The sequence below is a fragment of the Microvenator marinus genome, from assembly GCF_007993755.1.
In the GTDB taxonomy this organism is placed as follows: domain Bacteria; phylum Myxococcota_A; class Bradymonadia; order Bradymonadales; family Bradymonadaceae; genus Allomicrovenator; species Allomicrovenator marinus.
On the sequence record NZ_CP042467.1, the window covers coordinates 2,717,684 to 2,731,338 of the forward strand.

Annotated in this window: 15 protein-coding genes; 1 reads left to right on the forward strand and 14 read right to left on the reverse strand. The window is 54.4% G+C overall.

Features of this window, described 5'->3' with window-relative positions; genetic code table 11:
• Nucleotides 1-3: 3 nt before the first annotated feature.
• From FRD01_RS11125 to ccoN, 3 genes are read right to left on the reverse strand one after another with little or no spacing between them, the layout of a single operon-like run.
• Complete coding sequence (locus tag FRD01_RS11125; RefSeq protein ID WP_146959610.1) at nt 4-585, reverse strand: cbb3-type cytochrome c oxidase N-terminal domain-containing protein; 582 nt, start codon at nt 583-585, stop codon at nt 4-6.
• Nucleotides 582-755 carry a hypothetical protein gene (locus FRD01_RS24310; RefSeq protein ID WP_249756183.1) on the reverse strand — a complete coding sequence of 58 codons (174 nt, stop codon included), beginning with the start codon at nt 753-755 and terminating at the stop codon, nt 582-584. The genes FRD01_RS11125 and FRD01_RS24310 overlap by 4 nt, the downstream gene beginning before the upstream one ends.
• Nucleotides 752-2,938, reverse strand: a complete 2,187-nt coding sequence (gene ccoN, locus FRD01_RS11130) for a cytochrome-c oxidase, cbb3-type subunit I (RefSeq protein ID WP_146959612.1) — start codon at nt 2,936-2,938, stop codon at nt 752-754. Before ccoN ends, FRD01_RS24310 begins: the two co-directional genes overlap by 4 nt.
• A gap of 343 nt (nt 2,939-3,281) precedes the next feature.
• Between ccoN and FRD01_RS11135 the strand changes: the two genes are divergently transcribed.
• Nucleotides 3,282-4,010 (forward strand): sulfite exporter TauE/SafE family protein, encoded by a 729-nt coding sequence (locus FRD01_RS11135; RefSeq protein ID WP_146959614.1) that lies wholly within the window; start codon nt 3,282-3,284, stop codon nt 4,008-4,010.
• On the opposite strand, the gene FRD01_RS11140 is transcribed toward FRD01_RS11135, so the two are convergent.
• The 11 genes from FRD01_RS11140 to FRD01_RS11190 all read right to left on the reverse strand — a co-directional run bounded on the left by FRD01_RS11140 (nt 4,011) and on the right by FRD01_RS11190 (nt 13,652).
• Nucleotides 4,011-4,400: a TraR/DksA family transcriptional regulator gene (locus FRD01_RS11140; RefSeq protein ID WP_249756184.1), complete on the reverse strand. Its 390-nt coding sequence runs from the start codon at nt 4,398-4,400 to the stop codon at nt 4,011-4,013.
• Nucleotides 4,397-5,410: a hypothetical protein gene (locus tag FRD01_RS11145; protein WP_146959618.1), complete on the reverse strand. Its 1,014-nt coding sequence runs from the start codon at nt 5,408-5,410 to the stop codon at nt 4,397-4,399. The genes FRD01_RS11140 and FRD01_RS11145 overlap by 4 nt, the downstream gene beginning before the upstream one ends.
• Nucleotides 5,411-5,442: 32 nt before the next feature.
• A complete protein-coding gene (locus FRD01_RS11150) occupies nt 5,443-6,039 on the reverse strand; it encodes a GTP-binding protein (protein WP_146959619.1) in 597 nt (198 codons plus the stop codon).
• Nucleotides 6,040-6,306: 267 nt separating this feature from the next.
• A complete protein-coding gene (locus FRD01_RS11155; RefSeq protein WP_146959621.1) occupies nt 6,307-6,798 on the reverse strand; it encodes a roadblock/LC7 domain-containing protein in 492 nt (163 codons plus the stop codon).
• A gap of 128 nt (nt 6,799-6,926) precedes the next feature.
• A complete protein-coding gene (ribA, locus tag FRD01_RS11160; RefSeq protein WP_146959623.1) occupies nt 6,927-7,568 on the reverse strand; it encodes a GTP cyclohydrolase II in 642 nt (213 codons plus the stop codon).
• Between the two features lie 99 nt (nt 7,569-7,667).
• Nucleotides 7,668-8,414 carry a Fic family protein gene (locus tag FRD01_RS11165; RefSeq protein ID WP_146959624.1) on the reverse strand — a complete coding sequence of 249 codons (747 nt, stop codon included), beginning with the start codon at nt 8,412-8,414 and terminating at the stop codon, nt 7,668-7,670.
• Nucleotides 8,415-8,584: 170 nt separating this feature from the next.
• Nucleotides 8,585-10,513 carry a DNA gyrase/topoisomerase IV subunit B gene (locus tag FRD01_RS11170; protein WP_146959627.1) on the reverse strand — a complete coding sequence of 643 codons (1,929 nt, stop codon included), beginning with the start codon at nt 10,511-10,513 and terminating at the stop codon, nt 8,585-8,587.
• 12 nt (nt 10,514-10,525) lie between these two features.
• Complete coding sequence (gene recR, locus FRD01_RS11175) at nt 10,526-11,125, reverse strand: recombination mediator RecR (RefSeq protein ID WP_146959629.1); 600 nt, start codon at nt 11,123-11,125, stop codon at nt 10,526-10,528.
• A gap of 13 nt (nt 11,126-11,138) precedes the next feature.
• Nucleotides 11,139-11,435 carry a YbaB/EbfC family nucleoid-associated protein gene (locus FRD01_RS11180; RefSeq protein WP_146963936.1) on the reverse strand — a complete coding sequence of 99 codons (297 nt, stop codon included), beginning with the start codon at nt 11,433-11,435 and terminating at the stop codon, nt 11,139-11,141.
• A 106-nt stretch (nt 11,436-11,541) separates the two neighbouring features.
• The gene (locus FRD01_RS11185) at nt 11,542-12,993 is read right to left on the reverse strand and encodes an FtsX-like permease family protein (RefSeq protein ID WP_146959631.1); all 1,452 of its coding nucleotides are present in this window, start codon (nt 12,991-12,993) and stop codon (nt 11,542-11,544) included.
• Nucleotides 12,990-13,652, reverse strand: a complete 663-nt coding sequence (locus FRD01_RS11190) for an ABC transporter ATP-binding protein (protein ID WP_146959633.1) — start codon at nt 13,650-13,652, stop codon at nt 12,990-12,992. Before FRD01_RS11190 ends, FRD01_RS11185 begins: the two co-directional genes overlap by 4 nt.
• Between the last annotated feature and the right edge of the window lie 3 nt (nt 13,653-13,655).

The window sequence follows — 13,655 nt, forward strand, 5'->3', positions numbered from 1 at the left end:
AGCTTAGTTTGGGCTGTATTCCTCGCCCTGAGGTTCTTTGGGGTTTGCGGGGCTAGTGCCTTGCATATTCATGATGTAGGCGGTCACGTGGATGGCGTCGTCATGCGAGATGATATTCTCCCAAGCCGGCATCCCCTTGGTTGGTGCGCCCTTGGTGACCATGACGTGAATATCCGTGGGCGAGCCGCCGTGAATCCAGAACTTATCGGAGAGGTTCGGCCCGATTAAGCCTTGTCCTTCTGGGCCATGACATGAAGCGCACGTACTAGCGTACACTTTGGCGCCGTTCGCCATGGCTCCGGCATCATCTTTAGCTGCCACGAGGAGTTCTTCGGTCACCGGTGGGCGCTCTTGCTCAAGCGCTGAGCGAACACTCGCCAACTCCTGCTTGTCTTGGTCGAGGTTCGTCTCGTAGGTGTTGATCAAGCCTGTTTCCATGGCCACCACGTAGAATCCCGACCAAATGATGGTCACCACAAACGTGGCCTTCCACCAAAGCGGCATAGGATTGTCGAACTCCTGGATGCCGTCGTAGGAGTGCGTTGTGAGCACATCTTCATAATCCAATGGTCCTTGTTCGCTCATCGTGACACCTCCTGTCCGTCATCGAGTGGAATCTGCCCGTGGGCATCCGCTTCTTCTTTCTTCATCAGGAGAAGTCGCGCGATTACAAATAGGAAACCGAGAATGAAGAAGATCAGTCCGACTTCCGCAAAGATTTCTAGGCCAGCGCCTTGCATGACATCGCTTCTCATTTTTCCTCCTTCTTGATGTCCACGCCGAGTCGCTGCAAATAGGCGACGAGGGCTATGATTTGCTTGTCCTCAAGGCCCTGATAGTTGGCGTCCTGAGAGGCGACCTCATCAGCGATCTCCTTGGCCTGCTTCTTCGCCAGTTCCACCGCGTTTTCAGCTTCCCAGGGCTTGTAAGGCACGCCGAGCATCATGCTGACTTCGACCTTCTTTTGGGTCTTTGAGAAGTCGACATCTTTTGTGAGTAGCCAGCCATACTTCGGCATAATCGAGTTTGGCGTGGTCAGACGCGGATCTTCCATGTGTCTAACGTGCCAGAGGTGTGGATACTTCCCTCCGACGCGGTGCAAGTCTGGACCAGTCCGTTTGGAGCCCCACTGGAATGGGTGGTCGTAGATGAACTCGCCGGGTTTAGAGTACTCGCCATAGCGCTCGATTTCGTGGAGCATCGGGCGCACCATCTGAGAGTGGCAGTTATAGCAACCCTCGGCCACGTAGATATCGCGCCCTTCGAGCTCCAGCGGCGTGTACGGGGTCACGGTGTTGATGCGTGGCACATTGGATTTGACGATGAGCATCGGCACGATCTCAATGACCGAGCCAATCAAGATGGCAATGGTCGTCAGCACCGTGAAAATCATCGGCCAGCCTTCAAGGGCGCGGTGCCAGCCTTCTTTGAAGTCTCCATCGAGGCGACTGAGCGCCTCGTCGTAGGTCTTTGCTGCCTCCTTCTTCTTACGCCAGGTAGGTGTTGGGACGTCCACCACGGTGTCTGGGCGAGCTCCCGCTCTGGCAGCACGAATCAGGTTGTAACCACCGATGAGCACGCCCAAGATGTAGAGCGAGCCACCGACCACGCGAACCCAGTACATGGGCACGATCTCGATGACGGTCTCCATGAAATCGGGGTACATAAGCTTGCCGGTCTCATCGAATGCGCGCCACATCAGACCCTGTGTGACACCAGCCCAGTACATGGCGAGCACGTAGAGGAGCATACCGATGGTGCCGAGCCAGAAGTGCCAGTTCGCGAGCTTCTTGCTGTAGTCGTCGACCTTCCAAAGGCGAGGAACCAACCAGTAGATCATGCCGAAGGTCATGAAGCCGTTCCAGCCGAGCGCGCCTGAGTGAACGTGGGCGATAATCCAGTCGGTGTAGTGACCGAGCGAGTTCACTGCCTTGATGGAGAGCATTGGGCCCTCGAAGGTGGACATGCCGTAGAAGGTGATGCCGACCACGAAGAACTTCAGGACGGGTTCGTCCCGAAGCTTGCCCCATGCGCCGCGCAGTGTGAGGAGACCGTTGATCATACCGCCCCAGCTCGGCATCCAGAGCATGACTGAGAACACCATACCCACGGTTGATGCCCACTCGGGGAGCGCCGTGTAGTGAAGGTGGTGAGGTCCAGCCCAGATGTAGAGGAAGACCAGCGACCAGAAGTGGATGATCGAGAGTTTGTACGAGAAGACAGGGCGTTCTGCGGCCTTGGGCAGGAAATAGTACATTAGACCGAGGAACGGCGTGGTCAGGAAGAAGGCAACGGCATTGTGTCCGTACCACCACTGAACCATGGCATCCTGCACACCACTTAGGAGCGAATATCCTTTGAAGAGGTCTACTGGGATAATGAGGTTGTTGAAGATGTGTAGGACCGCGACGGTCACGATACTCGCGATATAGAACCAGAGCGCCACGTAGATGTGTTTTTCGCGCCGGCGCCAGAGCGTACCGAGGAAGTTGACCGCAAAAACCACCCAGATGAAGGTGATCGCGAGGTCAATAGGCCACTCGAGCTCCGCGTATTCGCGCGACTGAGTGATGCCGAGGGGCAGTGTGATCGCGGCTGAAACGATGATCAGCTGCCATCCCCAGAAGTGGATCCAGCTCAGTTTATCATTGAACATCCTCGCCTTGGTTAGACGCTGAGTTGAATAATAAACGGCTGTGAAAATGGCGTTACCTGCGAACGCAAAAATCACTGCATTGGTATGTAGGGGCCTCAAGCGGCCGAACGTCAAAAACTCATGGACGTTGGCCGGCCAAAAGGCCAATTGTAAGGCTAGAATTAGCCCTACGGTCATACCGACGATGCCCCAAATCACGGTGGCAAAGGCAAATGCCCTGACCACGCGGTCATCGTAGACTACACGTTCGTAACCTTTCAGAGGTGTTTCACTATGACTCACGCTGTCTCCTTCAAAATTGTCGCCGCCCCTGCATTACACAAAAGTTATGCCAAAGAGGCTTAAGCGGCTAAACCATTGAAAAATAGGGCCCAGTACTGCGATTTGAGCAGCACGATAACGCATTTAATTCGCGGAACAAGGCCTTTCGCAAATTTTGCGCACATCGTCCTCGATGGCTCTCTCTGCGGCGGTTAGATTGTGCAGAAAAGACTCGTTAAGAAGTCCTTGATTATATTGGAATCTGGAGTTTCTCTGAGCATTCCGTTGGCGCTAGGGTTGGTCCTTGGATTCGAAGTTGCATTAGAACTCTTGTTGGTGAAGGGAGTTAGACCCGGACGTCGGAATGAACGCTTATAGCCAGGTAGTATCGATTGGACTCTTATGGGTCACCATACATTGCGCTGGCATGTGTGGCCCCATCATCGCGGGAGTCACCACCAGTCGGCACAAGACGGGCTCAATCTGGTCAAGGGTTCCTCGCGTACTCGCCTACCAATTGGGCCGCGCCGTGACCTATGCAGGGTTTGGTGTAGCAGCCGGGCTTTTAGGCGCTGTCTTCGAGTCTCAGATTCGTACCTTTGCGAATGCCGCGGGACTCGTGCTCTCTCTCGCCCTTATAGGCGTGGGTATCTCTCAAGTTCCTTGGGTTCGAAGGCGCTTCAAACCAGGTGGCAACTTCGGGGTGGATTTCTCGTCCAAGCTTCTCGGACTTCTGAAGGGAACGCGTGGCATGGGCGACTTCCCGAGGCTCTTTCTCACCGGCCTACTTTTGGGCTTTCTCCCCTGCATGTTGATGTTTTGGGTCTTGAGCGTCGCCGCGTCTACGGCTTCCGCGCTACACGGTGCAGGAGTCATGGTTCTGCTAGTCGTCATGACGACCCCTGTTCTGATTTTTTCGAGTCTTATGGCTGGGCTTCCGATTCGACGTTTTGGCGAGCACCTGGTACCTGTCGCGCTGATTCTATCAGGGGTTTGGATGGGACTGGTAGCCATCGCCTCCAACGGTTGGATCGACCATATTCACCTACAATTCAAAATGTTTGGTGAAGGTTATGTCTTCATGCTCTGGTGATCAGAGGTAGTCAGCGGCGTGTCGGCGACGATAGTTTTTTTGCGGGTCGTCGATTTTGGATTGGCACGAGACACAGAACTCGACCCAAGGCATCAGTTCGAGTCGCTTTTGCCCGATCTCTTCGTCGCATTCCTGGCAGAGTCCGTATTCATCTGGCTCAAGCTCAATGCGGCGCAACGCCTTTTCGATGCCTGCGATCTCCCTTGCCCGTTCGCGGTTTCTGCGCGACGCAATCACCTGTGCGTTTTCGGTATGGGGCGCCTCGTCTTCGTCGAGTTTGGCAACCGCATCGCGTTTGGAGGGTTCGATGAGAAAGTCGCCCTCGTCGATGAGTTCACGCCTTCTCTCAATGAGTCGATCCTGAAATGCCTTGAGTTCGTCTGCGTTCATTCTAAACACCTTGAGGACGCGCAAGATCCAGCCTGACACGTTCCACTTTCGCATTCATGGTCGGCGGCGCACGGGGCCAAATCCTCTCGAAGGGCTTCACACTCTCCGCTTTCGGCTGCCATGAGCGTTGAACACGTGAGATCTGCCGCACATTGGCCTGGCCACTGACACACCGAGCCTTGTTCACCTGGACTCCGGCATGTCCCGAGCCCATCTGGGAGCGTGATATTACGGCAAAGCGACCCAAATTCACAAATGGCGAGGTCGGTATCGATGCCAAAACCACATGGCTCGCCTTCTTTGGCCACTGTCCAGGGGCGGCATTCGCCATCGAGGCATTGAGAACCTTTGACGCACGCCTTGTCCGAAGAACACTCGGCCCCAATCTCCAATGAGTTGGGCTCCACACACTTGGCGTTGGAGCACACGAGATCACCCTCACATCCACCGGTTCCGCGGCAGGTTTCGGCCAGTTTAGCGAGCTCGAAGCAAGACCCAGCGAGGCAGAATTGAGAGGCTGTGCACTGTCCATTGCACGGCATCTGGCAGGTTCCGGAGCATCCGTCATTTGTGAGCACACACTCCATCTCACCTTCGCATTCGAGGTTTGACTCGCAAGTCTGCCCAGCACCTATCTGCCCGCGAAAACTTTTCGCACAGGTTTCTGGGAGGGTGTAGATATCTCCTTCGCAGAATGCAGCGCTGAGATCGGTCAAGCAGGATGACGCGCTCGCCGAATCAAATTCAATCCGCTCCGCCTCTATGAGTTCCAGAGTGTTTGGAAGGAGACGCGCTGAGATAAAACTTGGAGGAGGCGTAGAGAGGCATTCATCTAGCGTTCGATAACGATTGATCAAGACTTCTGATGTGGGCGTTTGGCAGGATTGAGCCGCCTGGCAGAGAAGATTCCAGTACTCTTGCCGCAGATCAAAGACCTCAGTGCTCGGCTGAGGAGCAGAATCGCCGCACGCCACGAGAACAAAGAAAATGAGGGGGAATCTTAAACGCAAGGAACACCCGAAAGACAGTTCTTTCGGAGAGTTTACTTGGTTTGTTTGAGTTCGACGAGGATCATCTTGACGACAGACTTGAGTGTGTCGAAGACGCCGGGGCCGTCTGGAGCGACAGCACATGCCTCGAATTCAGGGTATTTGCCATCAGGGTTGAGGTCTGCCTGAAGCTCTTCGAGGGGCATAGCCGTAGGCAAGTCGCGTTTGTTGTACTGAATCACAAACGGGATCTTGTCGATATCGTAGCCATAGGCGACCAGGTTTTCCTTAAGGTCTTCCATGGAGATGATATTGGCTTCTTTTCGAGCACGTTGGGAGTCCGCCACAAAGACCACCCCGTCTGCTCCTTTCATGATGAGCTTACGGCTGGCCGAGTAGAAGAGCTGCCCTGGCACCGAATAGAGGTGCAAACGGGTTTTGAAGCCCTTGATGGCGGGTAGGCTGAGCGGCAGGAAGTCAAAGAAGAGCGTACGCTCTTGTTTGGTTTCCAGACTGATGAGCTTACCGCGAGCATCAGGGTTGGTACCCGAGTAAATGAACTTAATGTTCGTAGTTTTGCCACACAGACCAGGTCCGTAGTAGACAATTTTGAGAATGATTTCCCGCTGTGCGTAATTGATGAACGACATCTATCTTCCCGTCACGGAGCAGCGGACTGTGGATGTCCCAGACATCTCGCCTGCCATTGGATCGCTATATAGCACGCCAGAGAACTCTGTCACTTTTATTTTGCCGTTTCGGCCCAAGTTTCTGGGATTCGTTGGGACGAGGTTGGAAATCATCATTGTCTCGAAAGAGAGCATATCGTTTTTCCGCGGCATGGAGACAGGATCTAGGCGCATGTTAGATCGAAAATTCTAGAGGTGACAACGCTAAACTTAGGTCAATTGACCGCTTTAGAACGCATCATTAAAGAGTGAGTCGATGTCGTCGTCAGTGATTTCACCAAAGATATCCATCGCTTGATTCTGAGCTTCGGCAGATCGGCCCTTGAGAGTCTCAAGGACTTTTTCCATATCAGCGTACGCACGTTTAACTCTCAAACGCACCAAGCCGAGGCTGGAGCGTTCATCGAAGATCACCAACAAGATGAGGAGATCACCGATCAGGGAGACGTGGAGGTGGTTCCTCGTGCCTTCATGGAAGTGAACTGGGAACTCTTCTTCACCGAGCATGAGGGCCAGACCACCGGTAGCCGCGGTTGAACCTGCGGCGAGCGAGGCGAGTCCCGTGGTATCAATACCCGTGGTCTCGCCAGTCGCTGTGATGAGCTGACCGTCCTTATCAACGATGAAGATGGCTTTGGCGAGGGCGTCGCGCACAAGTCGCTCGCAGATCTCTGCGAACTGCTTCTGCTCCTCCTCGTAGATTGCCATCTGTCCTGCCATACCGGAACTCCTGATTCATCCTCTCGGATGCGGGGGGATTACTTAATTTGCAAGGCTTGACTTGACGCCCATAAGCTAGCACACACGTCGAAGGTCTTGCAATCAAGTTGAGGCAGTTTGATGCAGGCTTAAAGAATATGCCCTGATTTATTCTTTTTGACGTTGAGATAGTGGGAATTGAAAGGGTTTGCGAGGATTCGGATAGGCTTACGCTCCGAGATCTTGATGCCATTCTCACGAAGTCCAGAGATCTTTTTCGGGTTATTCGTGAGCAATTCGATGCTTTCCACACCCAAAATATGAAGCATTTCGGCGGCTACTGAGTAATCGCGAAGATCGTCGTCGAAGCCGAGATGGTTGTTGGCCTCGACGGTATCCATGCCCTGATCTTGAAGGCTGTAGGCTCGGACTTTATTGGTGAGTCCAATCCCTCGCCCCTCCTGGCGCATGTAGAGAATGATCCCTTCGCCAACCTCATTGATGTGCGCGAGAGCTCGTTCGAGCTGCTCTCCGCAATCACATTTGAGGCTTCCGAAGACATCTCCCGTGACGCACTCGGAGTGGATTCGAGTAAGGACATCGTCCTTACCCTGGACATCACCGGCCACGATAGCCACGTGCTCTTTTCCGTCACGGTTGTTCTCGAACGCCCAAATCTTGAAGTGCCCATACTTGGTGGGCAAGTTGGCCGTGGCCACGTGGCGCACTACCAGTTCGTCCTCTGCGCTTTTCAATTCTACGGCTTCTTTCATTCCAAGGCGAAAATGCATCGCGTATCCTCCGGACTCGGTACACTCGTACCGATCACTATAGATTGTCAATGGAAGGAACGCGGGAGAGAGGATCTGCTGGGCGCGAACCGTCCACTCTTATAATGCGAGCCCGTGGCGATCAGATTCAAGATATTGTGAAGAAAATGCTTCTGCGGCGCCAATTGTGGAGGAGATGGCATCGACTAAAACCTCGACGAGGTCTGTACGATGACCATCTAGCGCGCTGAAATAGAGGGGCCGATCTTTTTGGTGAATGATTGCGGGTGGATAGCCCGCGCGAATCAGCATGTAGTTCATGAGCAGGCGCCCGACGAGACCGCTTTTTTCATCGAATGGGAAGACCTTCATATATTCCCAGTGAACGATTGAGGCCGCGCGCACCGGATGCACGTCTTTGAAGTCATTCTCGGCCATATCTGCGACTTTGTGCAGGAAATACGAGACGCTTCCGTGTGGACAGATATTGAGGTTGTAGACCCCAGGCGAGGTATCGCGTTTGCGGTATCGGCCGGCGGTATCCGAGCCGGGGTCGCAAAGGCGAACGTGCAGCTCGCGGATAAACTCCACCGTAATCGGGACATTGTTCTGGGCGGACTCGTAGAGAAACTCAGTACAGTCCTTGAGCTTCAAGAGCGATTGCTGAACTTGTCCGTCTACCCAGTTTCTGACGGGTGCACGCTCAAGCGCGCGCATCAAGGTATCACCTGACAACACCACGCCTTCCAGCGCGTGTTCGTGATAAATCCACCCCATCACGAGTCGGTTAAAAAACTCTCCTCGCGCCCGGTTCAAGCGGTCAAAATGAACTCGGTTATGGTCGATTTCCAAATAGGTCAGATTCATTGGCGCCTCCGTAAGGTCATTTTCGGTAAGCCCAAAGGTTCCCCAACCGTTTAAAATGCGCTTTTACCGAAAATGCCCAAACGAGCGGGCTATGTCTGACTTCTTAAAGGGTAGAGAAAGACCAAACACGATTCAAGAGAATGGATGTCGTTTTTTTCAATCCGAGGCGCTTAGAGGTCGAGCTCGTCGATTTGGTCGGCATTTTCCATGATAAAATCGAAACGCAACGACGCATCCTTACCCATCAGGCTACTGATCAAATTCTCGGTTTCGTTGGCCTCACCCAAGACCACACGTAGAAGCCTTCGTTTGGAAGGATCAAGCGTAGTATCTCTAAGCGTGTCCGCCATCATCTCGCCGAGACCTTTGAAACGCTGAATCGAGACTTTCTTGGGGTTTTTGCCCTTGGAGAACTTCTTGATCAGTCGGTCGCGTTCGGTCTCATCGAGCGCCCAATGTGTGTCGTTGCCGTGGTCTACGCGGAAAAGTGGCGGCTGGGCGATGTAGAGATGCCCTTCTGTAATCAGCTTGGGCATGTATCGGTAGAAGAATGTGAGCAGGAGAGTCGTGATGTGGTGGCCGTCTGAATCGGCATCCATGAGGAGGATGACCTTTCCATAACGAAGTCTGCTGACATCAAAATCATCGTCGACGCCACAACCCACGGCATCGGCCACGTCTTTGAGCTCTTTGTTTCCAATCACTTTGGACGTGGTGGCTTGTTCGGCGTTCAGAACCTTGCCGCGCAGGGGCAGAATAGCCTGAGTCCGCCTGTCTCGGCCTTGTTTTGCATTTCCGCCGGCAGAATCACCCTCGACGATAAAGAGTTCGGATTCGTCGGGGTCCGTGCTCGAACAATCGGCGAGTTTTCCGGGGAGATTGAGGCGATGGTTGACGGCGCGTTTACGACTTACTTTTTGCTGCGCGGACCGGCTGGCAAGCCTTGCTTTTGCAGCCTGCACGATGCGCTGCGCGATAGCCTGACCGGTAGACGAGTTCTTGTTCAGGTACTGTTCGAGCTCGATCCGGACGAGGTTCGAGACGACTGTCTTGACCTCATTATTGTTGAGCTTGCTCTTCGTCTGACCTTGGAACTGAGGGTCCATCATGAAGACGCTGACCACCGCCTTTAGCCCCTCCCTGATATCATCAGCGATAATAGCGAGGCTCTTCGGGGCCACGTCATGAGCCTCGAAGAAGCTTCTTACGGCCTTGAGCACCCCGTCTTTAAACCCTTGCTCGTGGGTTCCACCGTCAGGCGTAGGGATGGCGTTGGTATAGGTTCGAATGTCTTCGCGATGGTCTTCGGTCCACTGCAGTGCAACTTGAACGCGCGTGATCGTGCCTTCAGGCTCGTCGAGAAGGATAGAGATCGCGTCGGTGTGGATCGGAGGCTCTTTGCCCTCTTTTTGGATTCGGTCGAGCAAATCGCGCGTCCCGCCCTCGTGCTTGAACTCTTTGTAGGCACCGGTGCCTTTGTCTCTAAAGAGAATGCGAAGTCCAGGGATGAGGAACGTCTTAATCTCGAGACGCTCCGCGACGTGCTCCACGTCGAACATGGTGTCTTCAAAGATTTCAGGGTCGGGGCGAAAGAAGATTTCGGTGCCCGTACCTCGCGCTTGTCCGATGGTCTCTACGCCTGAATCGGGCGTCCCGCGCACGTAAGTTTGCCGGTAGGCATGACCGTCGCGCTTAACAGAGGCGATAAGCTCCGAGCTCAGGGCGTTGACCACCGAGCTACCCACGCCGTGCAATCCGCCCGAGGTGGTGTACGACGAGTTGTTGAACTTTCCGCCGGCATGCAAGGTGGTGAGAATCACCTCAAGGGCGCTTCTTTTCTCGGGATCTTGCGGGTGTGTGTCCACTGGAATTCCGCGCCCGTTGTCCACCACGGTGGCCGAGCAGCCGTCCTCGTGGATGGTGACCTCGATGGTGCTCGCGAAGCCGTTCATGGCTTCGTCAACCGAGTTGTCGACGATTTCCCAGAGGAGGTGATGGAGTCCAGCCTTACCCGTGCCTCCGATATACATCGCAGGACGTTTTCGCACGGCTTCGAGGCCCGATAAGACTGTGATATCTGTGGCTGTATAGGCAGACATGTGGACTCCTGTCTAAAACACGCGGCGCTGCATGATCGCCCGTGATAGCGTGACTTTATCGGCGTACTCGAGCTCGCCACCGATCGGAATTCCGGAGGCAATCCTTGAGACGTTGACGCCTAACGGCTTTAAGAGCCGAGCAAGATACAAAGCCGTTGCCTCTCCGTCCACCGACGGACTCGTGGCAAGAATGACCTCTTTGACCTCGGAGTCGGTGCCAAAACGCGCGAGTAGTTCGCGAACTTTGAGGTCATCGGGACCGATACCTTCGAGCGGCGAGATCAGGCCATGTAAGACATGGTATGTACCACGAAATTCGCCGGTGCGCTCAATAGCGCGAAGATCAGGTGTCGATTCAACGACACAGATCGTGGCCGGGTCGCGTTTGGTATCTTCGCAAATCTGGCAGAGCGTGCCCTTGGTGAGATTCGAACATCTCTCACAAAATCCCACTTCAACCTTAACCCGTTGGAGCGCCTCGCTGAGGTCGTCCACGAGGTCACCGGGCTGATTCATCACAAAGAACGCGAGGCGGCTGGCCGTACGCTCCCCTATACCAGGCAGTCTGGCAAAGGCGCTGATAAGATGTGTGATGGGATCGTCGGGCTTCAATGGTGTTTTCGGTTCAGAACAAGCCAGGAATGTTGAGACCACCGGTGATTTTCTCGACTTCGGTGTTCATCATGTCCGTGGCTAGCTTAGTGGCCTGATTAACGGCGATGACGATCATCTCTTGGAGCATTTCGACATCTTCGAGGGCTTCGGGCTGGATTTTGACTTCGACGAGCTCGGAATTGCCGTTGACCACTGCAGTCACGACACCACCACCAGCCGACGCCTCGACGCGTTTTTCGCCGATTTCTTCCTGCACTTTTTGAATTTGGCCCTGCATGCGCTGAGCCTGACGAACGATATTGGTCATATTGTTTTTCAAAACAAAACTCCCGACGCATGCGCGTCAATTAAGAAGACGACGTCTTATAGTCGCAAGGGGCGCGGGCGACAAGCACCACTCGCTACTTGGGCGACTAATGGCCAGCGAGCGCCTGTGCAGGCTCTATCCGACTGGCTCGGATAGCTGGCAAAAGAGCGCCCAGCGCGCAGAAAAAGAGCGAGACGGCGAGCGCGAGTGCGAACATCCACCACTCATAGACAAAGAGGGACTCCGGCTTGTACGGGAACGGTCGGACCCATGCTCCAAGCGCGTAGTCTACAAACGCTGATACCGAGAGGCTAAGGACAATGCCCGCGAGTGCGCCAGCAAAACCAAGGAGTATCGCTTCGCCAAGGACCAATCCGCGAATTGAAGCGCGGGTAGCGCCCACGGCTCTCATCAAAGCGAGTTCTCGCTTTCTCTCGAGAATTATCATCATGAAGGTATGCATGATGTTGATGGCTGCGATGGCCAAAAAGATGAAGCTCACGAGGTTAAAAATCAGGGTGATGAGCAAAATCAGGAGGCCTGCACGCTCAGCGTTTTGGTACTTGGAAGAGAGCGCGTAGCCCAGACCTTCGGTGACTTCGAGCGCGATGTTGGCGACTTCGTCGTTGGAGGTCGCCTCGACCAAAATCGAGTGAAATTCTTGGCTGCTTTCTTCGCCCCCGATTTCGGCATTGAGGCGCTCTACATAGCCAAGAGGCATAGTGACTCCGAGCCCGAGCGCCTTATCCGAGAACCCGACGAGTCTCATTTTTCGCGTATTGAGCTTTGCGCTTTTGGAGCTCCCGAGGAAACTTCGGCCAAACACGCCCTCCATTTGAAAGCCGATGAGCGCTGACTCCGAGAGTTTTGGTAGTTTGGAGAGTGCGCCTCGTGCGCCACCCATCGCAGTTTGAATGGACCCGTTATAGATCTCGAGCAAGGAAGGCGAAATGATGACGGGGATAGGCATGGCGCAGATTTTGGCGCTGGCCTCACAATAGGTGCCGCCCTCGCATTCGGCGTCTGAATCACACGTATTGCCCTGGCACGTCCCTTCAACACACGAATAGCTCTGAGGGCAGGCGCTATCGGCCTCGCATGAGATGGCTTCCCAGTCTTTGAACTCGTGGTCGGCACCTTCTTCGAGTGTGACGAGTTCGGCAGGGATACCGTCGGCGATGAGCTCGGTGACCATATCCTTGCCGAGTATCTCTTTGCCGCCTCGGACGCTCGACGGAAAGGTCAGGCGCATGCGGGGGTAAACGCCTGCGACGCCAGGAATTCGCTGGAGTTGAGTCACGAGGCGGTCATTGAGCTTTTTACCACCGAAGAGGCCTTCGGTTTGAAACCCTCCGACGTCAAACGAAGGTTTGACGACCTCGATCTGGGTGATGACAAAGATCTTCTCGAGCACGGTCGTTCGCACCCCGACACCAAGTGCGGTGAAGAAGATCAGCGTTCCGATACCGATTGCGATTCCAATGCTGGAGAGCACAAAATCGAGACGGTTTCGACGTACGGATTGTCGCACGAGCTCTATGAGTCGGCTGGTTTTCATGGTGCCGTCCCTGAGTCGGAAATCACCTTGCCGGCCTCGAATCGAATGGTTCTTCTGGCGAGTTTGGCCACGTGTTCTTCGTGGGTCACCAGAAGCACAGTCATTCCGGATTCGTTGAGTTCTTGGAAGATACTCATGATCTGCAGGCCGGTCTCCTTGTCGAGGCTTCCAGTTGGCTCGTCGCAGAGCAGGATTGACGGACTTGAAAGCAATGCGCGGGCAATGGCGACGCGCTGTTTTTGCCCGCCTGAGAGCTGTGGCGGCCTATCCTGCGCCTTGTCTTTGAGCCCCACCTGATCCAGGAGTTCCAACCCACGCGATTGCGGAATAGACTCAGCGGCGAAGAACGCTGGGAGCATCACATTTTCCAAGACGCTTAGATGGTCGAGCAAGTTGAATTGTTGGAACACAAACCCCAACTCGCGATTGCGTTTTTGGGCGAGCGCCTTGTCCGAGAGCCCTTCGAGCTTCTGGTCGTTGACCGTGATCTGACCCTCATACGTGCGGTCTAGCCCACCGACAACATTCAAGAAGGTGGTCTTGCCAGACCCAGACGCCCCCACAACCGCGACGAACTCGCCGGATTCGATTTGAATCGAAACCTGGTCGAGCACGGTATCAGGTCCGTATTTTTTCTGGAGATTCTGCGTAGAGATCATGCC